Genomic DNA, 26,739 nt, shown 5'->3' on the forward strand with positions numbered 1-26,739 from the left:
TCTGGAAATCTTTGCCGCACAGGGGTTTTCCGAGTGTTCCGGCCCTGGGCAGCACCGGGCCGCGCGGCCTCGCGGGCGAGGTCGCGCGACCCGGCTGGGCGGCTTCCGGGTCAGCCGAGACCCGCCAGGCGCCGGAGCTGGAGGCTCGGGTGTTCCTCGATGCCAGGCCGGCGTCCGCGCGGGTGCCGTGCCCTGCGCGCGCTCAGGCCGAGAGCGCTGGTCATCTTGCGTCCCGGCCGGTTTCAGGTGCCAACGTCACTACGGCATCCGCCGCCCAGCACGCGTCCGCGCCGACGATCAGGGGATTGACCTCGATCGTCTGGTACTGCGAGAAGCCGGCGCTGGCAAACGCCTCGCACAGCGAGGAAATCGCCGCGGCGGCGGCCAGGTGGCCGGTCACCCCGGCTGCGGCGAGCAACGCCTCGGCATCGTCCTGGTGCAGCGGCAGCAGCCGCGTGGTCGAGCGATTCGCGATTTCGGTGGCGGAACCGCCTAGTCCGACCACTATGTAGCGGCCCAGCACAGGATCGGTGTTGAGGCCGACCAGCAGCTCGCGGCCGAACACCATCTCCTCGACCAGACAGCCCTCGATCCGGTCGGCCGCGACGCCCGACTCGGCGACGTTCTTCTCGATCCGATCGACGGCATCGGCGAGCGCGGCATGACTCGGCACGCCCAGCAACACGCCGCCGATCTTCATCTTGTGGCTGACCGGAGCGATCACTTTGACCGCGAACGGCGGACGGAGGCCGTCCGCTGCCGACAGCGTGTCGCGGGTGACTCGCACCCCGCCGACGACCGGGACTCCAGCGGCGGCGAGGATTTCGCGCGAGTCGGCCTCGCTGAGCACGCCGGTTTCCTCGTGTGCGGCACCCCCGGCTCGTTCTCCTGACTGAGCGGGAAACAGTTTCGCCAGTGCGGCAAAGGTCAGGTGCAGGTTGTCGAGGACGGCGACGTGCGGGTGCTCGCGCCGGTAGCGGCGAGTGAAGCCGGTGTCGGGCACTGGTGCCATCGAGGTGATGATCAGCGGCATCTCGTGCGCGGCGGACAGGCGCGCGAGATCGCCCCAATTCCAGGTGTGGATCGACTCGTGGGCGGTTTCGGCCGGGAACTGGACGCTCCACGGCATGAGCACGAGACCGGTGTTCGGGTCGGAGAACACGCAGGCGTTGACGCTTTCGTCGCCCTCGCGGCGCTTTACGCCGATGACGTCGAGCGGGTTGTCGATGAGGGACCCAGGGCCGGCGAGCGCCTTGATCCGCGCGATCGTCGAGTCGGCGAAGGACGTCAGCCGCACGCCGTATCGGTCGGCGAGATCGCTCGAGAGCGCGGCGGCGCCGCCGGAACCGCCCAGCACCGACACCGCGCGATCCCGGCCCTTCTTGACCCCGAGCAAAGACAAGGTCGCGAGGCGCATCATCTCGTCGACTCCGTCCGCGCGCAGCACGCCGTGCGTCCGGAGCAGTTCGGAGAACACCGCGTCGGTCCCGGCGATGCTGGCGGTGTGCGAGAGGACGGCTTTGCGGCCGCGCTCCGAGACGCCCGACTTGAGGACGATGATCTGTTTGCCGAGTCGGCGGGCGGTTTCGAACACGTCGGTGAGCTGCTTGACCTGTGCGGGCTGGATGCCCTCGACGTAGGCGCAGACGACGCGGGTGGTGTCGCGTTCGACGGCGATGCGCAGCGCCTCGGGAACGGCGTTGACCGCGCCGTTGCCGGTGGAGACGCAGAAATCGACGCCCAGTCCTTCCTGCGTCGCGGAGGCGACGAATGCGGACAGCAGTGCGCCGCTCTGCGAAACGATCGAGACCGGGCCGGGGTCCGCGTCGAGCCAGACCGGTTCGGCGACCGCGCAGATCCGCTCGCTGAAGTCGGCGAAACCGACGCAGTTCGGCCCCCACAGCCGGGTTTCCGTTCCTTGGACGATGTCGGCGAGTTCCTGTTGCAGCACAGCACCTTCGGCGTCGCCACGCTCGACGAAGCCGTCCGTGACGACCACGATGTCGCGGGTGCCGGCCAAGGTGAGCGTGCGCACGGCCTCGACCGCTGCCTCGCGGCGGATCGCGATGATCGCGGCGCGCGGCGTTCCGGGCAGCGCCGACACGTCGGGCACGGTAGCCAGACCATCGATCTCGGAATGGTTGGGCGTCACGGGGACGACCCGGAGCGCGGGATTGAGCGTGGTGAGGTTGTGGATCGCGCAGGTGGTCCAGAAGTTGCGGGGCGAGGCGCCGACGACGGCGACGAACTGACTGTCCATAGTGGTCTCCTCTGCAGTTCAGACGCGGGTGTCGGCAGCGGTGTTCCGATGGTCCGCGGCAGCGCCTCCCGGGAGCGAACCGCCGCCGTCGTACCACGCTTTCGCCTGCTTGAGGCCGAGGTCGGCGAGGGCGGCGGACATCGACTCGTTGCCCGCCGAGGTGTGGATCAGCGCGTCCCACGCGGCACAGGCTTCCAGGGTTTCGCGGAAACCCTGCCGGTTCATCACTTCATTGGCGGCGCGTTTCTTGATCTCGAGCATGTCCCGCGGGACTTTCGAGATCTCGTGCGCCAGTTCGCGTGCCTTGGCCAGCACCTCGTCCTCGGGCACGGCGTAATTGGCCAGGCCGCGTTCCGCCGCCTCGCGGCCGGTCAGGTGACTGCCCGCGGTGTAGGAGAGTTCCCGGGCCTTCTTCGAGCCGATCGAGTAGATCGAGACCGGGCCGAGCATTCCGCCCCCGATCGGCAGCACCGGCCAACCGATCTTGGTGTCTTCGCCGACCACGGCCAGATCGGCGCAGTTCGGGATGAGGGTGGCCCCGCCCATGCAGAATCCGTGCACCGCGGCGATGACCGGCTTCGGGAATTCGAACACCGCGGTGAAGGCCGCCACCTGCGGCCGCAGGCGCATCCAGTCTTCGTGCGCGACCCGGTTCCGGTGGCCGGACGAAGAGCCGTCGGCGGCGGGTTTCTTGCCGACGTCCCAGCCGACGCTGAACGCGCGGCCCTCGCCGCGCACGATCACGACCGACACGCCCTCGTCCGCGGCGAGCGCGTCGAGGGCCACGGAGTAGTCGGCGAAGAGTTCGTCGTTGAAGGCATTGAGTTTCTCGGGGCGGTTGAACACGATCTCGGCGACTGCGCCGCGGCGCTCGATCCGGACTGTGGACATGCGTTCTTCCTCTGCTGCGGTCAGGAGATGCGGTCGGCGGGAAGTTCAGAGCGGGGGAGTACGGCCGAAGATCGCCCGCGGCGTTTCCACGAGCATCGTGTCGATCTGGGCGTCGGTGACTCCGGCCGCGCGCAGGGCCGGCAGGACGTCCTCGCTGATGTGGCCGAAGCGCCAGTCCGGCAGGTGTTTCGCGCGGTAGTCGGCCGGAAAGTTGTCGCTGTGGCAAGAGGTGTCGTGGGAGAGCACGATGCGGTCGGCGTAGCCGCGCGCGGTCAAGTCGACGACGGTTTGGACGCGGCGCTCGAACGAGAGCCGGCTGTCCAGTCCGAACCGGTCCATGCCGAGGTAGGAACCGTTGTCGAGCAGTGCCTGCAAGTAGTCGAGATCTTCGGTGTCGCCGCTGTGGCCGATGACCACGCGGGTGAGGTCGACGCCTTCCTCGGCGAACAGTTTCTGCTGTTCGAGGCCGCGCTGCAGGTGCGGGTCGGTGTGCGTCGAGATCGGGGCGCCGGTCTCACGGTGCGCCCGCGCGACTGCCCGCAGCACCCGTTCGACGTCCGGGGTGATGCCGGGGACGTCGGTGGCGCACTTGAGGATCGCGGCGCGGATGCCGGTGCCGGCGATGCCTTCGGTGAGGTCGCGCACGAACATGTCGACCATCGGTTCCCCGGCGTCGATCAGCCGGCCGGGACCGCGCAGCCGGAGATACGTGGGCAGTTCGGCGAAGGTGTAGAAGCCGGTGGCGGCGATGACGGTCGTTTCGGTGCGCTCGGCGACCTCGCGGACGCGCGCGATGTCGCGACCGAGCCCGAGCACCGTGAGGTCGACGATCGTGTCGATGCCGTGCGCCTTGAGGTCGTCGAGTTTCGCGACGGCGTCGTCGATGCGCGCCTCGTGGTCCCAGCTGTCCGGGTAGTTGATTTCGTACTCGTGGTTGAGGACGAAAACGTGCTCGTGCATGAGCACGCGGCCCAATGCGGTGTGGTCCCGGGGACCGGCGACGGTGGGAACGCTGACCATGCGGCGGCTCCTTTGCGCGTCCCGGCCCGCGAAAGCGGGCCGGGAGTCCGGTGTCCGGGCGCCGCTCGCCGCACCCGGAAACCGGCCGCGGCAAGGCGGCGCGAGGTGCTGGGCGGCGGCGCCCTGCGGCGTTGACAATGACGCGCGTGTCATGTTTAGTCAAGTGCGGCCTCCTCCGGCGCCCCGCACCCGGCGCGCCCCCGTTCCGCCGGGGTCGATCGGCCCCTCCCTCGCGACCACTCACGGAGTTCTCATGACCGACCTTTCGAAGCCGCACTACGGCATTTTCAGCCTCTCGAACGTTCCGCCGTGGAATACCCACAACGAGGTCGTGCAGAAGGCGATCGAGCAGATCCAGGTAGCGGACAAGCTCGGCTTCGAAGAGGCGTGGGTCGCCGAGCACAACGGACGCCGCTACGGCATCGTCACCTCCGCGCAGCTGCTGCTCGCCGCGGCCGCCGCGTCGACCACGCGCATCCGGCTCGGATCCGGCGTCTCCCGGCTGCCGATGCACCACCCGCTGCGGCTGGCCGAGGAGTACGCCTACGTCGACCAGCTCAGCAACGGCCGGCTCAACTTCGGCATCGGCAAGGCATACGACCGCCTCGAATTCCAGGCCTACGGCATCCCGGAGTCCGAGCGGGACGAGCGCTACGAAGAGGTCTTCGAGATCGTCATGCAGGCCTGGCGCACCGGCAAGGTCAAGTACCAGGGAAAGCACTACCAGGTGCCCGGGCCCGGCGACGTCGCCGACGAGATCGAGCTGTTCCCCGAGGTGCACCAGAAGCCCACGCCGCCGGTGTTCGTGATGGTCTCGGCCAGCGAGGAGTCGCTGCGGATGGCCGCTCGCCGCGGGTTCGCCTTCGTGCTCGGCCAGCGGCCCACCCGCGACGACGTCTCCCGCCTGGTCGAGGTCTACCGCGAGGAGGGCCGGGCGGCCGGGCACTCGTTCGACTCGATCGACGAGAACATCGCCCGTTCCTCCCAGCTGAAGGCGATCCACGTTGCCGACGACCGCGAGCAGGCGATCGCGGAGTATCACGAGGGGTACATGTGGTACGTCGGCGTGCTGACCAACCGCGCGAAGGTGGGGCTCGGCATCGACCAGCTGACCTTCGAGGAATACCTGGAGCGCAAGGCGCTGATCCTCGGGTCAGCGGACGACGTCGCCCAGGAACTGGCCGATTTCCACCGCCACACCGGGCTCGGCGGGCTCGTCGCCTGGTTCGACGCCGGAAGCCAGCCGCAGGACCAGGTGCTGCGCTCGATGACCGCGTTCGCCGAGAAGGTCCGCCCGCAGCTCTGACCCGCGCCGTCGCCGCCGGGCTCCGGCACCGCCGAAAGGCGCGGCGCCGGAGCCCGGCCTGCCCGCGGCGCGACTCGACCCTCGCCTCCGTCGCCGCGCCTGGGCGCGGCGCGATGTCGTTGCCACGAAAGGACTGCCTCATGGACTTCGAAGTCCCCGAAGAGGCCCGGCACGCCGCCGAAGGACTGATCCAGTTCATCGACCGGTACGTCGTCCCACTGGAAGAAAAGCACGACGACCTGCTCGGCACCGAGCGGGCGCGCTACGACGAGACCGGGCGGCTGCGGCCCGAGGTGCTCGAGCTGCGCAGGCAGGTGCGCGTCGAGTCGGCGCGGGCCGGCTTCTACACGATGTTCGGCGATCCTGGACTCGGCGGGCATGGCCTGTCCGAGACTTCGCTGGTGCACGTCCAGGAAGAGTTGACGCGGCACTGTGGTCCGCATCGTCCGCTGATCCACGAGAACGTGATCCCGTCGGTGTTCACGAACGGGCTCAGCCCGTTGCTGCTGCACCTGCGGCCGGAGGTGCGAGGGAAGTACCTCGACGGCATCGCCTCCGGCGAGAAGACGTTCTGCTTCGGGCTCTCCGAACCGGACGCCGGCTCCGACGTGCAGCGCATCCGCACCAAGGCGGTCCGCGACGGGGACGCCTGGGTGGTCAACGGGACGAAGCAGTGGATTTCCAACGCGCCCTACGCCGACTACTGCGTGCTGTTCGCGGTCACCGATCCCGAGGCGAACCGGGCACGCCGCGGCGGCATCACCGCGTTCTTCGTCGACACGTCGTGGCCAGGCTTCGAGTGCAGCAGCGTGATCTCGATCCTGGGGCACAGCGGTTCGAACATCGGCATCGTCACCCTCGATGAGCTGCGAATCCCGGACGACCACATCGTCGGCACCTTGCACGACGGCCTCGCGCTGGCGCTGCTCGGCATCAGCCGGGGACGGCTGTCGATGTCCGCGTTGTGCGTCGGGACCGCACGCTGGGCGCTGGGCCGCGCTGTCGAGTACGCCAATCAGCGGCAGACGTTCGACCGGCCGATCGGCCAGCACCAGGCGGTGCAGATGATGCTGGCCGAGATGGCCATGGACATCTACTCGGCCAAGGCCACGGTCGCGCGCACGGCCTGGCTGGTCGAGCGCGGACAGAAGAGCGTCAAGGAAACCTCGATCACCAAAGCGCTGTGCACGGAAATGCTCGGGCGCGTCACGGACATGGCGATGCAGGTGCACGGCGGCATGGGATTGACCAACGAGCTGCGCATCGAGGAAGCCTGGCGCCATGCCCGCGCCCTGCGCATCCCCGACGGCACCGCGGAGATCCAGCGCCGCACGATCGCCCTCCGCTTGCTTCGCGGCGACACCGACCTGTAGGAGTCGAGCGTGACTTTCGACGACGTGAGCGTGTTGCCTGCCTACCGCGATCTGCCGCGGCTCGAGGACATCGGCTCGAACCATTCGTGGGGCGTCTTCGGCGACGAGGACGACTTCGGGACGCTCAACCTGCTCACCTCTGCGCGGGTGCGGGACGCGGCGCGGAGCGTGCGGACCGGCGAGCGGGTGGGGCTGAGCCTGCCGCTGCACGAACCCGACCCGCCGTTGTTCCGGCGCGAGCCGTACCGGCATACGGTCAAGCAGCTCGGCAGCATGTGGGACGATCGCCTCGACACGTTCTTCCCGCAGGGATCGACGCAGTGGGACGGGTTCCGCCACCACCGCGTGCGCCAGCACGGGTTCTACGGAGGCGTCACCGACGATCCGGCTCCGGGAAATCCGCGGCTGAGCGTCCACCACTGGGGCCGGACCGGGATCGTCGGCCGCGGGGTGCTGATCGACCTGGCCGCGCATCTGTTGCCCGGCGGCTACGATCCGCTGGCCGAGCGGCCGATCACGGCCGAGGAGGTCCGGGCGGCGGCCGCCGCGCAAGGCGTCGAAGTCCGTCCGGGCGACGTGCTTTGCCTCCGCACCGGATGGCTGCGCGCCTACCGCGCTCTCTCCCCGGAGGCGAAAGCGGAGATCTCGGCGAAGAAGGCGGGCTTGTACTCGGCTGGGCTGCGCGCCGACGAAGAAATCGCGGAACTGTTGTGGGACTGGCACATCGCGGCTGTCGCGGTGGACAACCCGGCCGTCGAAGCCACTCCCGGCGACCCGGCGGTAGGCAGCCTGCACCGCCGGGTGCTCGCGATGCTCGGCATCCCGCTGGGGGAGCTGTTCGATTTCGAGGCGCTGGCGGAGAAACTCGCCGGGCCGCGCGACTTTCTGTTCACCGCGGTTCCGCTGACGCTGGTCGGCGGCCTCGGGTCACCGGGCAATGCAATCGCCGTGTTGTGACCCGAGGCCGGGCCTGCGTCGTTCAGCGGCGCAGGCCCTCCGCCCGAGCGAGATGTTCGGTGATCGGCCAGGCGACGTCTGCCTCGCCCCGGCCGCCCCGCGTCCAACTGGGCGGGGCGGGCACCCCCGGCGCGCCGGCACCGCGCTGCTCCCAGTCGAGGAGCACCGTCCGGTGCGCGATCCGCCACGCCTCGGCCCGGCGCTCGAAAACGTCGAAGTACCGCAATCCTTGCATCAGCACCTCGGCCTCCGGGTCGAGCAGCTCTCGGCGGTAGAGGCAGTAGGTCTCCGCCATGGCCCGGCCGGGATCGCCGCCTGCCCCGACGACGATCAGCGGCACGCCCAGGAAATGGTACGTGCCGCGCAGATTCGCGCCGTAGCTCTCGAAAAACGCGAAAACGTCGTCGACGGAACCGTTGATCCGGCCGTGGTTGTCGATCGCGTCGGCGTGGTAACAGGTGCGCGCCAGCCGCCGGTCGCCTCGGTCGATCGCGTGCGCGTAGCGAGCCAGGACAGCGCCGATCTCGGCCCGCGCGATCAGCTCCTCGATTTCAGTCATCCCCGCGCTCCAGTGGCGCGCGGGGCCGCTACCTGAAAGGACTCCCTGCGATGACTGCTCACGAAATCACTCCTGTTCTGCGACGACGAGTCGCGCTGGTGACGGGTGCTGCGTCGGGAATCGGGGGGGCTATCGCGCGGCAGCTGTGCGCGGACGGCCTCGCAGTTGCGCTGGTCGACCGCGACGCCGAGGGGCTCGCGGCGGTCGCCGAGTCGTGTGCCGGACCGGTGCTGCCGGCCACCTGCGACGTCGTCGACGCAGCTGCGGTGCGCGAAACCGTCGACGCCGTGGCGCAGTGGGGCGGCCGGCTGGACGTCGTCGTGAACGGAGCCGGAATTCTCGTCCGCGCAGATGCCGAGAGCACCACGCCGGAGGTCTGGCACCGCGTGCTCGACGTCAATCTCACCGGCACGTTTCAGGTGATCCAGGCCGCGCTGCCGCACCTGCGAGCAGGTGCTCGCACCGCTGGGCGGCGCATCGTCAACATCGCCTCTGGCGCCGCGACACGCGGATACGTCTACCCCGCCTACTCGGCGTCGAAAGGCGGCGTGACGGCGCTGACCCGGCAGCTCGCCAGTGAGGTCGCGCCCCTCGGCATCACTGTCAACGCGGTCAACCCCGGCGTCGTGCGCACCGCCATCAACCGCGACTCTTGGGAGGACGACGCGGTGCGCGAGCGCTGGGAGCGCCTGATCCCGCTCGGCCGGCTCGGCGAACCCGAGGACATCGCCGCCCTCGTCGGGTTCCTGGCCTCGGAAGCGGCCGGATTCATCACCGCGCAGGACATCGGCGTCGACGGCGGCAGTTCGAACATCACCGCCAAACCTTGGTGAGGGTCCGCTGACCGGGGGCGGGTGCCCCCGGTCAGCACTCGCTGTCGACATAGGACAGTGCGTCCGAGCACAGCCGGGACGCGTGGACGAGCTGGTCGATGGCGGCCATCATGGTGTCGAACGGGATCTCGCCGTTCGGCCCCCACAGGGTGAGGGTGAACGCGAGCCCGTGCCTCGGATGGAAGACCGGCGCGGTCGCGGCATGGAACTCATACGCTCGCTGCGGGCTCAGGAACTCGATGTTGTAGTGCTGGCTCGCGCGCCGGATCGTCTGCCGGAACGCCCGCACCGCCGCCGTGCTGGCATCACGGCCGCGTCGGTCGCCCATCGACTCGATCGCGCGGCCGATCTCGTGGCCGACCGTGAAGCCGAATCCGCGCTCGCGGATCGTCTCGAGCATGCGTTCGGCGCGCTGCTTCTCGGGCCCGGCGTCCGGCGGGAGCTGCGAGAGCCAGTAGTCGCGTACGCGGTCGGTGCCGTAGGCGGCGAACACCGCGCCGACCGGGGGCAAAAACGGCGTCTGCCTGCCGACGCGGATGCGGGCGAGCTGCGAGGAGTCATTGGCCGCCGCGGCGGTGACCAGTTCTCCGTCGTGCAGGACGAGTGCGGTGATCTCGCGGCCGGTGTCGGAGGCGAGCCGTTCGATGATCGGCCGGGCTACGTCGACGTAGCGCAACTGGTCGAACAACTGCGGCGCTCCGGCCGCCAGAGACCGCGGCCGGAAGGAGCCGTAACCGCCCCGGAAGAACAACAGTGACTCGGTGGGTCGCTGCACGCCCATCTGGACCACCTCGCCGAGGACGAGATCGTGGTCGCCGGCGTCGCGCACCTCCACGGTCCGGCAGTCGAGATAAGCCACGCATCCGTCGAGGACAGGCATGCCGGCGGGGGAGGAATGCCACTCGACGCCGGTGAACTTGTCGGCGCCCGGGGACGCGATGCGCCGGCAGATCACTTCCTGGTCGGCGGCGAGAATGTTGACCCCGAACGCTTCCCCGCTGTCGCGCAGCGCCGCCCACGTGCGGGCGGTCTTCGACGGCAGGAACGCGATCAGCGGCGGGTCGAGGGAGACCGAGGTGAAGGAGCCGACAGTCATGCCGATCGGCTTGCCCTCGGGCGACATGGCGGTGACCACCGCGACGCCGGTCGGGTAGTGGCCGAGGGTCTGGCGGAACACGTGCTCGACGGGCGGATGCAGATTGTCCATGGGATTGGGCTTCCTGCCGTGCGGTGGTGCGGTGGAGGTGCCTGCACCGAGCGGAATCGCCGCGGTGCCAACGGGTCTGCGCAGCTGCCTAACAGTGACGCTCGTGTCATGTTTCGTCAAGGGGTCAGCGGGCGGTATAGCCGCCGTCGATGACGAGTTCCGAGCCGGTCAGGTAGCGCGACTCGTCCGACGCGAGGTAAAGCACGCCGTAGGCGATGTCGATCGGCTCGCCGCGACGGCCCAGCGGAATCGATTCGAGCGTGCGCCGGTTGTACGCCAGCGCTTTTTCGGTTTTGTCGGCGCGCACCGATGCGGGGGAGTGCGTCTCGATCGAACCGGGATGCACGGAGTTCACCCGGATGCCGTGCGGCGCGTACGTCACCGCGTCGGCTTTCGTCATGAGCCGGATCGCGCCCTTCGTCGCGTGGTAGGCCGGGATCAGCGCATTGCCGACGAGTCCGTACATCGAGGACATGTTGACGATGCTGCCGCGGCCGGCGGTCAGCATGTGCGGAATGACGTGCTTGGTGCACAGCCAGGTTCCGCGGACATTCACGGCGAAGACCCGGTCGAATTCCTCGGCGGTCACTTCATGTGCGGGTTTGCGCGGGCCGGGAATGCCGGCGTTGTTGACCAAGACGTCGATCCGGCCGTACTCGCAGGCGACCCGGGCGACGGCGGCGGCGACTGCGTGCTCGTCGCTGACGTCGACGCGGAACAGCAGCGGATCGGGGCTGACCGGCTCCGCGACGTCGAAGCCGATCACGGTCGCGCCCTCGCCGGCGAGCAGGTCCCGGGCGGCGGCGCCGAGCCCCGAAGCGGCACCGGTGATGACGCAGATCTTGTTCTCTGCACGGAGTGTGCTCATGCGCGGCCTCCTCGGGCGGGTCGGGCGGCGTTGACAATGACGCGCGTGTCATGTTTAGTCAAGACCCGTTCGCCGAGGACGCCCCGGGGAGCCGGGACCGGTGCCGAGCACGGAAGCGGAGGCAACGCCATGGGACCGCTCGCGGGCGTCAAAGTGGTCGAATTCGGCCAGTACATCGCGGCTCCCGCCGGGGCGCAGACGCTGCTCGATCTGGGCGCCGAGGTGGTGAAGGTCGAGCCGCCGGCCGGCGACGCGGCACGCCACATCGGTTCGCACGGCGAGGGAATCGTGCGCGCCTACAATCGCGGCAAGCAGTCGATCGCGTTGGATCTGCGCAACGACAACGATTTCCGCGTCGCCCGCGGCCTGGTCCTCGGCGCCGACGTAGTCGTGCAGAACCTGCGGTACGGCGCGCTGGCGGAGCTGGGCCTCGGACCCGGCGAGATGCGCGCCGCCCGTCCGGATCTCGTTTACGTTTCGGTGTCAGGATTCCCGCCCGGCACCGGATCCCGCCATCGCGCCGGCCTCGATATCGCGGCGCAGGCGGAGAGCGGCATCATGTCGTTGACCGGCGAGGGCGACGGCGATCCGCAGCGCGTGGGTTTCCCGCTCGTAGACGCGTCGGCGGGCTCGGCAGTGGTGCAAGCCGTGCTGACCGGCCTGCTGCAACGCGCCCGCACCGGCCAAGGAACGACGTCGCACATCTCGCTGCTGAATGTCGCGCTGGCGATGCAATCGGCGATGTGGGGCGAATGGTCGGTCACCGGCACGATGCCGCGGCGCAAGGGCAATGGCCAGGCGGCGATGGCCCCGGCCGCCGACTTGGTGCGCACGTCCGACGGCGTCGTGATGGTGTCGGCCTACACCCAGATCCACTTCCGCAAGCTGTGCGACGCGCTGGGGCATCCCGAGTGGGCCTGCGACGAACGCTTCGCGGTCAACCAGGCGCGGCTGGCCCATCGGGCGGAATTGCTTCGCCTGCTGAACCACGCGATGGGCCGCTGGACGACAGCCGACTGCGTCCGGCGGCTCGGGGACGCCGGCCTCGTCATCGCGGAAGTCCGCGATTTCGACCAGGTGCGCGACGCCTCCGATGTCGTCGAGGGCGGGCTGCTGGCGGAGGAGATCGACGAGAACGGCCGGCCGTTCCAGGTGCCGGGGATGCCGTTCTCGATCGAGGGGTACCAGCCGCCGGCGCGCCGACGAGTGCCGGTCGCGGGAGAGCACTCCGCGCGGGTGCGCGAGTCCGGTTGGGCACGAGGGCGGTGAGCGCTATGCGACCGGGCCGCCGTAGCGCGCTCACCGTCACGTGTGGCAGCCCGCTGCCGCCGCCGGCACGCGGCAAGCGGTCGAAGGTCCGGTCAGGCGGTGGTGCTGAGCGGCGGCTGCAAGCGGCGTCCGGTCACTCTCTCGGCCTGGATCCGGACGAAGCGGTCGCGGCGGCCGTCCGCCCACGGCACCAGCCAGGTACCCGACAGCTCGACCAGCTCCCCGACAGCGGTGATCAGGTTCGCGTGCCCGACCACGGTCACACTCCACCCGCACCGCAGATCCTGGTCCAGCTCGTCCGCTTCGAAGGCCACCACCGCGTTCCGGGTCGCAGCGGACAGCTTCGCCCCGCCGGCGACACGGATCACCAACTGTCCCCGGTGCAGGCGGAAGTTGACCGGCTGCACGGCGGGCAGCGCGCCCTCGGTGAAGACCAGCCGCCCCACCTGCACCGTCTGCAACAGCGCCAGGCACGAGTCACGGTCCAGCAGTTCAAGGTGTTGTCGATGTGTCATGGCGGCTCCACGCGAACGGACTGGCCTTGGTCAACCACCGTCCAGGATGCGTACGGCGCTCGCCGCCGGGCAGGGCCAGAGGTCCCTCGGACGGGGGCAGAGCGGCACTGGCAGCCGGTCCGTGTCCGGTTCGTGCTCCGCCGCACCTCGGCGGACGTGCCGCGCTCGGCCGTCAACCGAGGTGCGCGGCGGAGTATCCGGCGAACCGTTCGGCGACGTCTCGCGCGGTCAGGCCGAAGTCGGCAAGATGGTAGCGGTGCGCCGGTTTCGCCTGCCCGGAACGGCTTCGGGCGTGCAGTGCGGTCATCGCGTCGCGTGCGCCCGGACTGAGGTCGAGCCCGAAATAGCGGTATACCGTTTCCACCGTTCCGAGCGGGTCGGCGACGAAGTCGTCGTACTGGACATCGCAGAACTGTGCGGCGTCGTGCCGCGCGCGGACCTCCTGGAATCGTTCCGCGCCTCGGGCCCAGAGTTCTAGCTGGCTTCGTCCGATCACCTCGCCGCGGAAAGTGTCCGACCAGCCTTCCGATGCCTGCTGGGCAAGGCTGCACACCGACGCTATGACCGTGCCGGGCGCACGGTGGGTCTGGATCACCAGTGCGTCGGGGTAGACCTCCAACAGCGCGTCGAGCGCGAACAGATGGCTCGGGTTCTTGAGGACCCAGCGACGGCCCGCGTCGGGCAGGCCGATCAGCTGGAGGTTGCGCCGATGCCGGCGGTAGGCGTCGGCCCAGTCCTGGTGCGCGAGCCAGTCCGAGTAGGACGGCAGGTGCGCGAGGCATTCGTAGGACACGGATTTCATCGACTGCCGCAGCAACTGCCAGCATTCCTCGACCTGATCTGCCGACATGTGGTGCACGCCCATGAACTCGGGATGGTCGACGTGGTGCTGTTCGTAGCCGGACTGGATCGCCTGGAAAACCGGGTTTTCCGGCCAGGTGCGCCGCGGCGGGCGCGGTTGCGGGACTTCGGCCAGCCACACCTCCAGGCCTTGGTGCGCGGGGTCTTCGGCCAGCAGCCGGTGCAGCGCGGTGGTGCCGGTCCTGGGCAGGCCGGTGACGAAGACCGGCCGCTCGACGGGGACGTCGGCATGCTGCGGATGCTGTTTCCACGAGGCTTCGCTCAGCAGCCTGGCCGCCAGTGCGCCGCGCAAGAAGGCGCGGTGGACCTTGTTGCCGTAGGGCGTCAAGCCGGCCTCGGCCTCGTAGGAGCCGAGCAGCACGCGCAGACCTTCGAGGTATTCGTCGCCGCCGAAGTCCTCGAGGCCGGTGAGTTTCGCCGCGGAGGCGTGCAGGTCCTCGACGGTGCCGACGCTGTCTCGTCCTGGCAGCATGCTTCTCCCTCTCAGTGGTGGTATTCGCCGGCGTTGACGTCGAGGCACTGTCCGGTGACGCAGCGAGCGAGCGCGGAGGCAAGGAACACGACGGTGTCGGCGATCTCGTCCGGTTCCGGGAGGCGGCGCAGGTCGACGGTCTCCGCGGTTTCCGCGTACACCTGCTCGGCCGGCACCCCGCGTTCCTTGCCCAGATAGGCGAAGTACCACTTGAGCGAATCCGCCCAGATGTAGCCGGGTGCGACGGAATTGACCCGGATTCCGCGCGGGCCGAGCTCCGACGCGAGGCTCTGGGCGAGGGCGAGCAGGCTGGCCTTGGCCATTTTGTACGCGCCGAACGTCCGCCGGGAATGGCGCAGGACAGCCGAATTGATCATCACGACCGAACCGGCGCTGTCGGCGAGCGCGGGCGCGCACAACCGGGTCAGCCGCAATGCGGCCAGCACGTTGGTTTCGAAGCCGGTCCGGACCTCGTCCAGGTCGACCTCGGTGAGGTCGGTGATCGGCGGAATGGCGAAAGCGTTGTTCACCAAGGTGTCCAGCCGTCCGAACTCGTTGAGCGCGGCTTCGACGAGATGCCCGGCCGACGCGTCGTCGGTGATGTCGGTGCGCACCGCGAGCGCGCGCTGTCCGAGCGCCTTGACTTCATCGGCCACCGCGGCGAGCCGCGATTCGGTGCGTGCCGCGAGGACGACGTCCGCACCCGCCGCGGCGCTGCGCAGCGCGATCGAGCGGCCCAGTCCCGGCCCGATTCCGGAAACCAGGACTACCTTGCCGGTCAGCAGGTCCATCGGCTCAGCCCAGCATCCGGGCCGCGACCGCGGCCTGCCGCGCGGCGATCCGCTGTGTCCACTCGCCGCGGGTCACCCGGGCCTGGTCGTGGAAGGGCAGCCGGTCGGGCAGTTCGCCGAACTTCACGACCTGCACTTCCGGACCGTCTGCCGCGCCGAGTTCCCGGGAAAGGCGCTGCCATCGGATCTGGACGTAGCCGCGGTCGTGGCCGGTGCGTTCCAGCCAGTTCGCGAGCCCGGGATCGCGCTCGCTGATCACGAACCGGATCTTCCCGTCCGGGTCGACCCGGGCCTGGTCGGCGGTGAGGCTGGTCTGGTGGTTGAGGTAGTCCAGCGACACGTACCACATACTGCCGAGCTGGATGCCCTGATACGGCGCGTCCGAACGGGGCACCGTGACGATCATGACCTCGTCGTCGGCGAGTTCGTAATGTCCGGCCGAGGAGTACTGGGTGGGCAGGCCGCCGGGGGTGCTGCGCGGTTCGGTCATCGTGTTGACCGGCAGGTTGAGATAGAACCACTTCGGGAAGGCGAGGAACGTCCGGAGCCGGCTCAGCAGGATCTTGCCGGTGACGCCGTAGCGCTTTTCCATCGCGGTGCGGGAAAGCGCGGCAGGCGCCTGCCCGGCGGTGTCGGCGCACCGGAGCCGGATCGTTCCGCGCCGTTCGGTCGCCCAGTCGCTGTAGACCTCCCGGACGACGAGCATCGACGCTCCCGGGCCGAGTGCGAAATAGCCCGGCCCGGGGTCGGCTTTCGCCGGTCCGAAGCGGATCTCGAACGAGCCGTCGGCGGCGATCGGGATGTCGCGGTCGTCGAACGCGGCCACGCTGTCGGGCACCTCGACCGGGGTGTAGTCCCCGCCGAGGATCTGGAAACTCAGGTCGGCGGTGCTGCCGCGGGTCCCGGTGACGACGTATTCGCGATCCTCGCGGATGTTCGCGTTGAAATACAGCGTGTCCGGGTTGTCCAGGCCCATCTTCGTGTACGGGCCGGTGGAGAGCGTGAAGTACGGGAAGTCGCGGTCGTAGGCCCACGCCGTCTGCACCGAGGCCCGGATGCTGCCCGCGAGGTAGTCGTAGCCCTCGACGAGGTCCTGTTCGGTTCGCACGTGCGGGGCGTCCGCGATGATCTTCTCGGCTTCGGCGATCGCGTCGGCGAGTGGTTCGGTGAGCACCGGGAACTCCTCACGCTGGTCCAAATATGTACCGGACTGGTACGTTTGAGCTGGAAACAGACTAGAACGCGTTCTAAGGATGGGTCAATGGCCGTTACCCGGCGCTCGCCGCCGACCGAGCGGGTCGTGCGGTTGCTGGATTTCTTCGCGGCGCGGCCGGGGGAGCGCTTCGGGCTCTCCGCGCTCGCCCGCGAGCTGGACCTGAGCAAGCCCACCTGCCTGGGCATCCTGACCGAACTGACGGCGGGCGGCTATCTGCTCCGGGATCCCCGCTCGGCGACGTATCGCCTGGGGCCCGCGATGGTCGCGGCCGGCCGTGCGGCCGGGGAGGGGCTCGGCGCGAGCGAGGTGGCGCGCGCCCGCTTGGAGGAGCTCAGTGCCCGGTACGGGGCCACCTGCACCGCCTCGGCGGTGGTCGACGGGCGGATCGTGATGCTGCAGAGCGCCGGGCCGGGAAAGGTGCGGCTGGGCGAGAGCTACCCGTTCGCTCCGCCGGTGGGACTGATGTACGTGCTGTGGGACGAGGACGCCGCTTTCGACGCGTGGCTGTCCACGCCGCCCGCGGTGCCGGTGCGGCTGGACGAGGCGTACCTGCGGCGAGTGGTCGCCGAATGCCGGGCGCACGGCTACCTGGTGGAGAGCCTGACCGCGGCCGGACGCCGGCTCTACGCGCTGATGGCCGGCGTGGCCGCGGGCGACCTGCCGCCGGACGTGCGCGGCCTGGTCGGCGAACTGGTGTCGAGCCTGGGGGAGCGGGTGTATCTCGGCGCGGACCTCGAACCGAGGAAGAAGCACGCGGTGAGCCTGCTCGCCGCGCCGGCGTTCGACGCGTCGGGGCGGCAGGTTCTGGTCCTCACCCTGTCCGTCGGCGAGCCGATCACCGGTGCGGAGATCGCGCGGCGGGGTGCGGCGCTGGCCGCGGTCGCCGACGCGGTGACCGCCGAGTCCGGCGGCGTCCGGCCCGGCGACCGGTGACGGCCGCCGCGGCTGTCTCGATCAGGACGGGTCCTGGCCCCACCGGTTGGCGGTCAGGTTCCAGCCCGGCTGGTCTTTCAGCGAGGTCATGGTTTCGTACAGCCGCTCGTATCGGGTGCTGCTGATCAGCCAGGAGCCGTTCTCTCGCCGGTAGGTGTCCTCGTAGTAGGCGGCGCCTTCGATCACCGCCCGGTGCTCGGGCACGATCACTTTGTCCTGGAAGAGCCAGTTGCCGGTGGCCGTCTCGCCGTCGATCTCGATCTCCGGGTGTCCGGCGAAGTGCATCGTGGTGACGCCCGGGCCGACGGCGCGGCGGAGGAAGCCGATGACCGCGTCGCGGCTGTCGAAGTCCAGCGGTTCGCCGTACGAAGGCGTCCCGTAATGCACGCGGGCGTCCGGCGTCAGGGTCTCCGCCATCTCGTCCCACCGCTTGAGGTCGAGGCACCGCAGGTAGCGGAATTTCACGCGGCGGATCTCTTCAAGTGCGACCAGGTCCATGGCGCTCAGCCTCCTCCGGCGCTTGACCAAACGCAAGAACCTGTTCTACTTTCGGTGCTCGAACCTCGGAAGGGCGGATCCGATGGCGACCGTGATTCCCCCGGCCTACGAGCTGACCCACCTCGAAGCGCTCGAAGCCGAAGCCGTGCACGTCTTCCGCGAGGTCGCGGCGACCTTCGAGCGGCCGGTGCTGTTGTTCTCCGGCGGCAAGGACTCGATGGTGATGCTGCACGCCGCGGCGAAGGCGTTCTGGCCCGCGCCGCTGCCGTTTCCGGTGCTGCACATCGACACCGGCCACAACTTCGACGAGATCCTCCGCTTCCGGGACGAAACCGTTGCCGCGTACGGAGTTCGGCTTGAGGTCGCGAGCGTCCAGGACGACCTCGACGCGGGCCGGGCGGTCGAGGACCCGAAAGCCGGGAGGAACCGGCTTCAGACCGGCACTCTGCTGCGCGCGATTCGCGAAAACGGTTTCGACGCCGTGTTCGGCGGCGCCCGGCGGGACGAGGAGAAGGCCCGGGCCAAGGAACGGGTGTTCAGCTTCCGCGACGAGTTCGGCCAGTGGGATCCGCGCCGGCAGCGACCGGAGCTGTGGAACCTCTACAACGGCAGGCACCGCAAGGGCGAGCACATCCGGGTCTTTCCGCTGTCGAACTGGACCGAGCTGGACATCTGGCAGTACGTCGAGGCGGAGAACGTGAGGCTGCCGTCGCTGTATTACGCGCACCGGAGGCAGGTGATCGAACGAGACGGGATGCTGCTCGCGCACACCCGCTTTCTCGACCTGCGCGAAGGCGAAACCGCTCGCCCGGCGACAGTTCGCTTCCGCACCGTCGGCGACGCGACGTGCACGGGATGCGTCGAATCGAGCGCGACCTCTCCGTCCGAAGTGGTCGCCGAGGTCGCCGCGACCCGCGTCACCGAACGCGGCGCGACTCGCGCCGACGACCGAATTTCCGAGGCCGGGATGGAAGACCGCAAGAAGGAAGGCTACTTCTGATGGGCGCCTCGCCGCACCGGGACCGGGTCACCACCGTCCGGCTCGCCACCGCGGGCAGCGTCGACGACGGGAAATCGACCCTGATCGGGCGGCTGCTGTTCGACTCGAAGACGGTGTTCACCGACCAGCTCGAAGCGGTCGAACGCGCCAGCCGGGCGCGCGGCGACGCGCATCCGGATCTTTCGCTGCTGACCGACGGGCTGCGCGCGGAGCGCGAACAGGGCATCACCATCGACGTCGCGCATCGGTATTTCGCTACGCCCCAGCGCAAGTTCATCATCGCCGACACGCCGGGACATGTGCAGTACACGCGGAACATGGTCACCGGAGCGTCCACTTCGGACGTCGCGCTGATACTGGTGGACGCACGCAAGGGCGTGCTCGAACAGTCCCGGCGGCACGCGTTCCTGGCGAGTCTTCTCGGCATCCGGCACCTGGTGCTGTGTGTCAACAAGATGGACCTCGTCGACTGGTCGCGAGCCCGGTTCGAGGAGATCCGCGAGGAGTTCCGCCGGTTCGCGATGAAGCTGCAGGCGCCGGACCTGGCGTTTGTGCCGATGTCCGCGCTGCACGGGGACAATGTGGTGCATCGGGGCGCGAGCATGCCTTGGTATGAAGGCACTTCGCTGTTGCACCATCTCGAACAGGTGCACGTCGCCTCCGACCGCAATCTCGTCGACGCGAGGTTTCCGGTGCAGTACGTGATCCGCGATCACCGGAGGGATTTCCGCGGTTACGCGGGAACGGTGGCCGGCGGCGTGTTCAAGCCGGGCGACGAGGTGACTGTGCTGCCGTCGGGGTTCACCACGAGCGTGCGCGCGATCTGGGGCCCGGGCGGCGAAGCCGTGTCCGAGGCGTTCGCGTCGAGGGCTGTCACTCTCGAACTGGCCGATGAGCTGGATCTCGGCCGCGGCGACCTGATCTGCCGTCCGGGCAACCGGCCGCACGTCGGGCAGGACATCGACGCCATGGTGTGCTGGTTCTCCGACGAGGCTCCGCTCGTTCCGTGCGCGCGTTACCTCGTACGGCACACCACCCGGGAGACCAGGGCCGAAGTGCAGGCGCTCGACTACCGGCTCGACGTCACTACGCTGCATCGCAGTGAGAACGCGGAATCCCTGTCGCTCAACGAGATCGGCCGGATCCGTCTCCGGACCCGGCAGCCGCTGCTGTTCGATCCCTACCAGCGGAACCGGCCGACCGGCGGGATTCTGCTGATCGACGAACACACCGGAGACACCGTCGGTGCGGGCATGATCACCGGCCCCGCCGTGGCGCCGAGCGTCGTGTGGCATCCCGCTGCGGTGGCCAGGAACGAACGGGCGACCCGCGGGCACACGGTCTGGCTCACCGGGTTGTCCGCGTCGGGCAAGTCGAGCGTCGCGGTCGAAGTGGAGCGAGCGCTGGTCGCCGCGGGCCGGCCCGCATACCTGCTGGACGGAGACAATCTCCGGCACGGACTGAACGCGGACCTCGGGTTCGCACCCGCTGACCGGGCGGAGAACATCCGGCGGGTCGCGGAGGTCGCGAAGCTGTTCGCCGACGCGGGAGTGGTTTCGGTGGTTTCCTTGATCAGCCCGTATCGGGCGGACCGCGAACGTGCGCGGGCTGCCCACGAAGCGGCTGGGCTGCCCTTCCTGGAGGTCTTCGTCGACACTCCGCTGGAAGTATGCGAGGACCGTGATCCGAAGGGCATGTACCGCAGAGCGCGGTCCGGGGAGATCACCGGGTTCACCGGAGTGGACGCGCCTTACGAACGGCCGGGGTCGCCCGATCTGGTGCTGCGCCCCGAGGACGGTGATCCGGCGGCAATGGCCGCGATGGTTCTCGCCGCGCTGGAGTGACGCGGCCGGCCGGAAGGCGCGGAACGGCTTCGTCGGCCGTGTGAATGCCGGTGGGTGCAGTCGGGCCTGGCTGTGGGCGAGGTCGCCGGGCGTCGCGATTCGATACCGCGCATCGCCGTCGTAGCCGGGCAAACTCGGTCTCCGCTTTTAGAGCGTGTCTCAGTTGGCTGGGCGCCGAGATCGGTCACGGATGTCCGTGAAGGACCCCTTGAGGGACTCAGATTCCCTCAAGGGACCCTTCACGGACTTAAGTTCCCTCAAGGGGCCCTTCCCGGACCTGGGCCGCCGCGCCTGCACCGGCGTCCAGGTCAACCCCAAGAAACTCGCCGACCACAACGCAAGCCAAGACGCCGGAATCGCCGGACAGTAGTGATATTTTCACCTCGCCGGGCATTACTCGAAGCGGGCTGATCGAGTGCTTTCGGTGCCTTGCTGGCCTGTACACCGGATACCAATCGCGGCAGGCTGGCACCATGCGGAAACTGACCTTCGGCATGAACGTGACGCTGGACGGCTACATCGCCGCGCCTGGTGACGACCTCGGCTGGAGCGTGCCCAGCGACGAGCTGTTCCAGTGGTGGTCCGACCGGGTGCGGACGACGGGTCTGGCGCTGTACGGGCGCAAACTGTGGGAGACGATGAATTCCCACTGGCCGACCGCCGACCAGCAGCCCGGCGCCAGCCCCGCGGAGATCGAGTTCGCCCGCCGCTGGCGCGACATGCCGAAGGCGGTGTTCTCCTCCACGATCAGCACGGTCGAGGGCAACACCCGGCTGGTCACCGGCGACGCGGTCGCCGAGATCACCCGGCTCAAGGCCGAGGAGGGCGGCCCGATGGACATCGGCGGCGCCACGCTCGCCGCGGCGGCGATGCGGGCCGGGCTGATCGACGAGTACGTGCTGGCCACCGCTCCGGTCTTGGCGGGCGGCGGCACGCCGCTCTTCCCGGCTTTGGACAACTGGGTGAACCTGACCCTGGTGGAGACCCGGACGTTTCCCGAGGGCGTGGTCCTGACCAGGTACGAGACCAGGCGCTGACTGCCCGGCGGCTCTGGAGTTCGGGCTGCTGCGCGGCGTTTCGGCACGGCCCGCGACGCGAGTCTGTCAGGATTGTCGTGTGTCGCACGCGGCAACACTGCGCGTTTGATGGCCGCGCGCGACATGGAACGGCTGGCACGCGATCGCGCGTGACAGCTCCGACGAGAGCGGCGGGAGAGTTGGCGGTGCCGGGAACCAGGGGGTCGCGTCCGCGGGCGGTGACGATCGCGGATGTGGCGCAGGAAAGCGGCGTGTCCCGGACGACGGTGTCGCACGCGCTCAATGGCATCGGGCGGGTGGACGCGGCGACCCGGGAACGGGTGCAGCGAGTCGCTCAACAGCTGGGGTATCGGCCGAGCTTGCGGGCGCAGCGCTTGCGCCGCGGGCAGTCGCGGACGATCGGGTTGATCTCGTCGATGCCGCCTGCGGTCGCCGCGGGACCGGCGCGGCTGGGGTTCTACATGGAAGTCGCCGCGGCGGCGGCCGAAACGGCGCTGCTGCGCGGGTTCGCTCTCGTGCTGACGCCGCCGGTGCCGGCGGGGGTGTCGCTGGACCTGCTGGACATCGACGGCGCGATCGTGGTGGAGCCCGAACGCGACGACGCGGTCACCGCCGAGCTGCGGGCAAGGGGACTGGCGGTGGTGACGCTGGGGCCGCAGCCGGGCTCGGCGCTCCCGCACGTGGATTTGGGCGGCGAAGCGGTGACAGAGTTGCTGCTGGACCATTTGCGAGAGCAGGGCGCGCGGCGGATCGCCCTGATGATCGGCGACAGCAATCGGTTTTCGCACCTGGCCGCGCGCGCCGGATACGACCGGTGGACCGCCGAGCACGACGCCGAAAGCATTGTGGTGGCGGTTGCCGAGGAGGGCGGCGCAGCAGCCGGGCAAGAGGGCTGCGAGCGGCTGCTGGCCGAGCATCCCGAGGTGGACGCGGTGTGCGCGGTCGTCGATGCGTTCGCGGTCGGCTGCGTGCGCGCGCTGCGTGCCGCCGGGCGGCAGGTACCCGGCGACGTGCTGGTCGCGACCCGTTATGACGGACTGCTGGCCCGTACCTGCGATCCGCCGCTGACCGCGGTGGACCTGCATCTGAGCCAGGTCGCCGCCAGCGCGGTGGACCAGCTCCTCGCGCAGCTGGACCACCGCCCGGCGGCGGATCCGGCACCCGCGCCGCCGCCGGTCCTGATCGCCCGGCGCTCGTCATCGCGCGGCGTCGACGCCTAGGTGCGATGTCGGAGGACGCCGACCAGTCGGGTCGGCTGACGGACGGCTCCGTTTCGCTGGCCGTTCGCGGCGCAGAGGCGCGCACAGGGCCCACGGTCCGCGGCGGGTGGAATCTCCCGGCCTCGCCGCTGTCTCTGCACCCACGGCGTGTTTCACCATCTGCGGAGCCGCCTGCTGCTGCGGGCCGCCAACCGGTTCCGCTACTCGTACCGCCGCGCACACCACGTCCACGCCAGACTTTGGCCGGGCGCTGCGCGGTCGGCGAGAGTCAACCGCCCGCGCTCCTCATCATTCCGGGTCATTCGGGCGTGCCGGGCATCGCCGAGGCGTCGAACGAGAGCAGTTCCCAGCTGTGGCCGTCCGGGTCGTCCACCGCACGGTTGTACAGCCAGCCCATGTCCTGAGCGGGGCGCGGCTCGGACCCGCCCGCCTTCACCGCGGCGTCGGCCAGCCGGTCGACCTCCTCCTTCGACTCGGCGGGCAGCGCCAGGATCGACTCGATCGCACCGGAGGCGACCGGCCGCGAGGTGAACTGGCCGAACTGCTCGTGCGTCATCAGCTGCACAGTCACCACCTCGCCGAGGGCGACCTGCGCGGACGTCTCGTCGGTGAACTGCGGGTTGAGCACACCGCCCAGTGCCAGGTAGAACGACGTGCTCGCGTCCAGGTCGGTGACCGGCAGGTTGACATAGATCTGCGTGAAAGCCACTGGTGCTCCTCGGTTCTTGCGGCCGGTCCTTCCGGCTGATCTCGAACCTACGGCCGTACCTCGACCTCGGTCTTGTACAGCAGCGACACCATCTCGCCGGTGGTGGGCCGCCGCAGCTGGGTCGCCGTCCGGCCGACGAACCGGGTCAGCGACCGCGCCAGATGCGGCTGGTCGTGATACCCGACCAGATGCACGACCTCGGTCGCGGCCACGCCCTGCCGCAACAGCATCGTGGCCCGCCGCACCCGCTCGATCTGGCGGATCATGCCCTGCGTCAGGCCCGTGGCCGCGGCGACCCGGCGCTGCACCGAGCGCGGGGTGACCAGCACAGGCCGCTCCCCGGCGACGACATCGGTCACCAACGGGTCCCGCACCAGCAAGCCCGCCCGGACCAGGCGCTGCACAAACGTCTCCGCGTTCTCGTAGGTGGGGATCTCCCACTCGCTGCCCTGCAACACGAAGGAGCGCGGCGTCGTGCACGGACTCGACACGCTGCCGTCCACAAGCCCGCCCACGGGCAGGTTTCGCAGGAAGGCACCGTGCCGGAAGATCACACCGAAGGCGCTGCCCAGCCCGCCGCCCAACGGGACCACGGTGGGCCGGGTCTCGGGACCGCGGACCGACACGGTGGTGACGCCGTCCGACGCCCACACCAGCAGCTCCCAGTTCGAGTTCACGACTGACACCATGCGCTCCGGCGCGAAACTGCCAGGCCCACCATTCGGCGCCACCCGATATACGCCCTCGACATAGGGCGAGTCCGACGATCGGTACTCCAGCCCTGAAATGTCCTCAAACCGGTCGAGCGCCACGTCCGGCATCGTAGCGCGGAGAGACTAGGGGGTATTTCAAAGCTGCGGGCCGGGGTGTTGCTGGGTGCACCTTCGCAAGAAAAGGCTCACGGGATGGGCGGCCACCGGCTGACGGCTCACCGGCAGCGGCATGCGGTGGAGTGCGGCATCAACCAGGCCTGGCAGTCAGACCTTGACCAGTAGCGCGAGACCGGACGCGAGCGCGAAGCCGAGCACGCCGACGCGGACTCGCGGCCCGCTGACGCGATGGTGCACGAAATGGCTGGCACCCGCTCCGACGACGAGCGCTGGGAATAACAGCAGCGAGGCATCAAGCTGCTCGGCGTGCACCCGGCCGGTCGCGAACAGCACTGCCAGGGAAACGATCTCGCCGACGAGGAAACACAAGGCGACGGTGGCGCGCAGCTCGGCGGCGGGCCGGTGCTGGTAGGCCAGGGCGTAGGGCGGCCCGCCGACGCCGGTCGCGGTCTCGACGATCCCGGTCACCGCCCCGACCCCGAGCAAGGTCGCCTTGCCCGGGGTGAACGCGGGCGCGGCGAAGCTGGCGAGCGCGGCCAGTACGGTGGCCGCGCCGACGAGCAAGTTGAGCTTGGCGGCAGGGACCACGGCCAGCAGGGCGAGCCCGCCGAGCGTGGCCGGGACGCGGCCGAGGGTGATCCACCCGCTGCCGCCGAGGTCGATGTGCCGGCGGCCGCGCCAGGCGATGTAGGCGTTGAGCGGGATCATCAGGACCAGGGTCGTGACCGGCACCAGATCCGGTCGCACGATGCCGATCACCGGGGTGCAGATCAACGCGAATCCCAGCCCGCTGGCGCCCTGCACGAAGGCGGCCAGCACCACCGCGGCGGCCAGCAGGGCAAACGCGGCCCCGCTCACCGGGCACCGTTCCGGCGGTGCTCGGCGGCGGTGGGATGGACCCGGTGGACCTCCGCCTCGGCAAGCACCTTTTCGGCGGCCTTGGCGGCTTGGGACACCAGCGCCGGGCCGTCCCACTCGGTCGGCCAGCCGCGCCACAGGCGCAGCTTGCCCTCGACCACGACGGCGGTGATCTGGTCGCGGTTGGCCAGCCTCACCAGCTCCCAGGTCAGGTCGTGCGAGGGTCGCAGCTCCGGCACGGTGAGGTCCACCAGCAGGTAGTCCGCGGCCAGTCCGGCTGCGATCCGGCCGGTCACCTGCCCGAGGCCGACCGCGTCGGCGGAACCGGCGGTGGCGTGCTCAAGCCAGGTCCACCCCGCACCGCACGAGGAATCGCCGCTGGCCAAGCCGTAGGCGAGCCGTTGCGCGAACTCCGCGGCGTCCATCAGCCGGAAGGCGTCGCCGCGGGTGCCGTCCGTGCCGAGCCCGAACCGTATCCCGGCCGCGGCCATCGCGGTGGCCGGGGCGACCGCATTGCCTTTCCACGCGCTGGCGACCGGGTTGTAGCTGACCGCGGCCCCGGTTTCGGCGAGGAGATGCAATTCGCGGGGGGTGAGCAGGGTGGCGTGCGCGGCGAGCAGCTGCGGACCCAGCGCACCGGCGTGGTGCAGCTGCTCCAGCGGCCGGCGTCCGCACGCCACCAGCGACCGTTCCACCGCGGCGAGATGCTCGTTGACATGCACCTGGAATACCGCACCGGCCTCCGCGGACAGCGCGGACAAGCGCCGCAGCACCGCGTCCGAGGCGGCTTCCGGGATGGACACCGCCAGCGACGCGTGAACCAGCCGGTGCCCGCTCCAGTGGGCCAAGTGCGCCTCCGCTTCGGCAGCCGCGGCCCGCGGATCCGGGTCGAGGTCGTTGCCGACCTGGGCGAGCACGCAGCGCAGGCCGGCTTCGGTGGTGGCGTCCGCGACCGCGCCCAGGTCGATACCGGCGCGGGTGCCGGCATCGGCGACCGTGGTGAACCCGCCGCGCAGCGATTCGAGAGCTGACAGTTTCGCTGCCAGGTAAGCACTTTCCTCGTCCAGGCGGCTCTCCAGCGGGACCCACACCCGGCGGAAGATCTCCGACGGCTCACCGAACGCGAGTGCTTTGCCGAAGGACTGGGTGAGGTGGTGGTGCGCATCGACGAAACCGGGCATGAGCAACTGGCCGTCGAGGTGCCGTACCGCGAGCCGGGAGTGGCGCCGGGTCAGCTCGGCGGCGGGGCCGACTTCGGTGAACACGCCGTCGGTGATCAGCACGGCATAGCCGGACGCTGGACCGTCCGGCAGCAGCGTCACTTCGGGCGCCAGCAGCAATTGCTGGCCGCTCAGGGTGTCCGGAGTCAACTGGGTGCGCACAGTGCTCTCTCTCGTTCGTCGAGGGTTTCG

25 protein-coding genes are annotated in these 26,739 nt (G+C 69.7%); 10 read left to right on the plus strand and 15 right to left on the minus strand.

The annotated features are described in order from the left end of the window. Positions 1-220: 220 nt before the first annotated feature. The 3 genes from AMYBE_RS0109340 to AMYBE_RS0109350 are packed head-to-tail and all read right to left on the minus strand — an operon-like array spanning position 221 to position 4,171. Positions 221-2,260, minus strand: coding sequence for an acetate--CoA ligase family protein (locus AMYBE_RS0109340; RefSeq protein ID WP_020659102.1), 2,040 nt, complete (start codon positions 2,258-2,260; stop codon positions 221-223). A gap of 18 nt (positions 2,261-2,278) precedes the next feature. After that, entirely contained in the window at positions 2,279-3,151 is an 873-nt protein-coding gene (locus AMYBE_RS41290) for an enoyl-CoA hydratase/isomerase family protein (protein ID WP_020659103.1), read from the minus strand. A 45-nt stretch (positions 3,152-3,196) separates the two neighbouring features. Continuing rightward, on the minus strand, positions 3,197-4,171 hold the full coding sequence (locus AMYBE_RS0109350) for a phosphotriesterase family protein (RefSeq protein WP_020659104.1): 975 nt from the start codon (positions 4,169-4,171) through the stop codon (positions 3,197-3,199). 253 nt (positions 4,172-4,424) lie between these two features. Between AMYBE_RS0109350 and AMYBE_RS0109355 the strand changes: the two genes are divergently transcribed. From AMYBE_RS0109355 to AMYBE_RS0109365, 3 genes are all read left to right on the plus strand, one after another. Next, positions 4,425-5,477, plus strand: coding sequence for an LLM class flavin-dependent oxidoreductase (locus AMYBE_RS0109355; RefSeq protein ID WP_020659105.1), 1,053 nt, complete (start codon positions 4,425-4,427; stop codon positions 5,475-5,477). 140 nt (positions 5,478-5,617) lie between these two features. Then, positions 5,618-6,850, plus strand: a complete 1,233-nt coding sequence (locus AMYBE_RS0109360) for an acyl-CoA dehydrogenase family protein (RefSeq protein ID WP_020659106.1) — start codon at positions 5,618-5,620, stop codon at positions 6,848-6,850. Positions 6,851-6,859: 9 nt separating this feature from the next. Continuing rightward, positions 6,860-7,807, plus strand: a complete 948-nt coding sequence (locus tag AMYBE_RS0109365) for a cyclase family protein (protein WP_020659107.1) — start codon at positions 6,860-6,862, stop codon at positions 7,805-7,807. A gap of 22 nt (positions 7,808-7,829) precedes the next feature. Here the strand turns inward: AMYBE_RS0109365 and AMYBE_RS43305 are convergent, their stop codons facing one another. Then, positions 7,830-8,366 (minus strand): nuclear transport factor 2 family protein, encoded by a 537-nt coding sequence (locus AMYBE_RS43305; RefSeq protein ID WP_020659108.1) that lies wholly within the window; start codon positions 8,364-8,366, stop codon positions 7,830-7,832. Between the two features lie 50 nt (positions 8,367-8,416). On the opposite strand from AMYBE_RS43305, the gene AMYBE_RS0109375 reads away from it, so the two are divergent. After that, entirely contained in the window at positions 8,417-9,199 is a 783-nt protein-coding gene (locus AMYBE_RS0109375) for an SDR family NAD(P)-dependent oxidoreductase (protein ID WP_063710037.1), read from the plus strand. A 31-nt stretch (positions 9,200-9,230) separates the two neighbouring features. Here AMYBE_RS0109375 and AMYBE_RS0109380 read toward each other — a convergent pair whose 3' ends face one another. Continuing rightward, positions 9,231-10,406, minus strand: a complete 1,176-nt coding sequence (locus AMYBE_RS0109380) for a flavin reductase (RefSeq protein ID WP_020659110.1) — start codon at positions 10,404-10,406, stop codon at positions 9,231-9,233. Positions 10,407-10,530: 124 nt separating this feature from the next. Beyond that, positions 10,531-11,274 carry an SDR family NAD(P)-dependent oxidoreductase gene (locus AMYBE_RS0109385; protein ID WP_020659111.1) on the minus strand — a complete coding sequence of 248 codons (744 nt, stop codon included), beginning with the start codon at positions 11,272-11,274 and terminating at the stop codon, positions 10,531-10,533. Between the two features lie 129 nt (positions 11,275-11,403). Between AMYBE_RS0109385 and AMYBE_RS41300 the strand changes: the two genes are divergently transcribed. Next, entirely contained in the window at positions 11,404-12,543 is a 1,140-nt protein-coding gene (locus tag AMYBE_RS41300; RefSeq protein ID WP_020659112.1) for a CaiB/BaiF CoA transferase family protein, read from the plus strand. Positions 12,544-12,635: 92 nt separating this feature from the next. On the opposite strand, the gene AMYBE_RS0109395 is transcribed toward AMYBE_RS41300, so the two are convergent. The 4 genes from AMYBE_RS0109395 to AMYBE_RS0109410 form a co-directional block, all read right to left on the minus strand. Continuing rightward, positions 12,636-13,058 carry a pyridoxamine 5'-phosphate oxidase family protein gene (locus AMYBE_RS0109395; RefSeq protein ID WP_020659113.1) on the minus strand — a complete coding sequence of 141 codons (423 nt, stop codon included), beginning with the start codon at positions 13,056-13,058 and terminating at the stop codon, positions 12,636-12,638. Positions 13,059-13,230: 172 nt separating this feature from the next. Continuing rightward, a complete protein-coding gene (locus AMYBE_RS0109400) occupies positions 13,231-14,391 on the minus strand; it encodes a sulfotransferase family protein (protein WP_020659114.1) in 1,161 nt (386 codons plus the stop codon). An 11-nt stretch (positions 14,392-14,402) separates the two neighbouring features. Further along, positions 14,403-15,182 (minus strand): SDR family oxidoreductase, encoded by a 780-nt coding sequence (locus AMYBE_RS0109405; RefSeq protein WP_020659115.1) that lies wholly within the window; start codon positions 15,180-15,182, stop codon positions 14,403-14,405. Between the two features lie 4 nt (positions 15,183-15,186). Continuing rightward, complete coding sequence (locus AMYBE_RS0109410; RefSeq protein WP_020659116.1) at positions 15,187-16,356, minus strand: hypothetical protein; 1,170 nt, start codon at positions 16,354-16,356, stop codon at positions 15,187-15,189. 87 nt (positions 16,357-16,443) lie between these two features. Here AMYBE_RS0109410 and AMYBE_RS0109415 point away from each other — a divergent pair, with 87 nt between their 5' ends. Beyond that, positions 16,444-17,331, plus strand: a complete 888-nt coding sequence (locus AMYBE_RS0109415) for a helix-turn-helix domain-containing protein (RefSeq protein WP_020659117.1) — start codon at positions 16,444-16,446, stop codon at positions 17,329-17,331. 21 nt (positions 17,332-17,352) lie between these two features. Here the strand turns inward: AMYBE_RS0109415 and AMYBE_RS0109420 are convergent, their stop codons facing one another. Next, a complete protein-coding gene (locus tag AMYBE_RS0109420; protein ID WP_020659118.1) occupies positions 17,353-17,829 on the minus strand; it encodes a nuclear transport factor 2 family protein in 477 nt (158 codons plus the stop codon). Between the two features lie 82 nt (positions 17,830-17,911). Here AMYBE_RS0109420 and cysD point away from each other — a divergent pair, with 82 nt between their 5' ends. The 4 genes from cysD to AMYBE_RS0109440 all read left to right on the plus strand — a co-directional run bounded on the left by cysD (position 17,912) and on the right by AMYBE_RS0109440 (position 22,930). After that, on the plus strand, positions 17,912-18,829 hold the full coding sequence (gene cysD / locus AMYBE_RS0109425) for a sulfate adenylyltransferase subunit CysD (protein WP_027927512.1): 918 nt from the start codon (positions 17,912-17,914) through the stop codon (positions 18,827-18,829). Continuing rightward, positions 18,829-20,673 carry an adenylyl-sulfate kinase gene (cysC, locus tag AMYBE_RS0109430; protein ID WP_020659120.1) on the plus strand — a complete coding sequence of 615 codons (1,845 nt, stop codon included), beginning with the start codon at positions 18,829-18,831 and terminating at the stop codon, positions 20,671-20,673. The genes cysD and cysC overlap by 1 nt, the downstream gene beginning before the upstream one ends. A gap of 473 nt (positions 20,674-21,146) precedes the next feature. After that, on the plus strand, positions 21,147-21,710 hold the full coding sequence (locus AMYBE_RS0109435; RefSeq protein WP_020659121.1) for a dihydrofolate reductase family protein: 564 nt from the start codon (positions 21,147-21,149) through the stop codon (positions 21,708-21,710). A gap of 185 nt (positions 21,711-21,895) precedes the next feature. Then, positions 21,896-22,930, plus strand: coding sequence for a LacI family DNA-binding transcriptional regulator (locus tag AMYBE_RS0109440; RefSeq protein ID WP_027927513.1), 1,035 nt, complete (start codon positions 21,896-21,898; stop codon positions 22,928-22,930). A gap of 298 nt (positions 22,931-23,228) precedes the next feature. Here the strand turns inward: AMYBE_RS0109440 and AMYBE_RS0109445 are convergent, their stop codons facing one another. The 4 genes from AMYBE_RS0109445 to AMYBE_RS0109460 form a co-directional block, all read right to left on the minus strand. Continuing rightward, the gene (locus AMYBE_RS0109445; protein WP_020659123.1) at positions 23,229-23,639 is read right to left on the minus strand and encodes a VOC family protein; all 411 of its coding nucleotides are present in this window, start codon (positions 23,637-23,639) and stop codon (positions 23,229-23,231) included. A 47-nt stretch (positions 23,640-23,686) separates the two neighbouring features. After that, positions 23,687-24,316, minus strand: a complete 630-nt coding sequence (locus AMYBE_RS0109450; protein WP_245573167.1) for a helix-turn-helix domain-containing protein — start codon at positions 24,314-24,316, stop codon at positions 23,687-23,689. A 300-nt stretch (positions 24,317-24,616) separates the two neighbouring features. Next, positions 24,617-25,327 (minus strand): sulfite exporter TauE/SafE family protein, encoded by a 711-nt coding sequence (locus AMYBE_RS0109455; protein ID WP_020659125.1) that lies wholly within the window; start codon positions 25,325-25,327, stop codon positions 24,617-24,619. Further along, positions 25,324-26,709, minus strand: a complete 1,386-nt coding sequence (locus AMYBE_RS0109460; protein ID WP_020659126.1) for an amidohydrolase family protein — start codon at positions 26,707-26,709, stop codon at positions 25,324-25,326. Before AMYBE_RS0109460 ends, AMYBE_RS0109455 begins: the two co-directional genes overlap by 4 nt. Positions 26,710-26,739 lie beyond the last annotated feature (30 nt).

The sequence above is a fragment of the Amycolatopsis benzoatilytica AK 16/65 genome (assembly GCF_000383915.1).
Lineage (GTDB): Bacteria > Actinomycetota > Actinomycetes > Mycobacteriales > Pseudonocardiaceae > Amycolatopsis > Amycolatopsis benzoatilytica.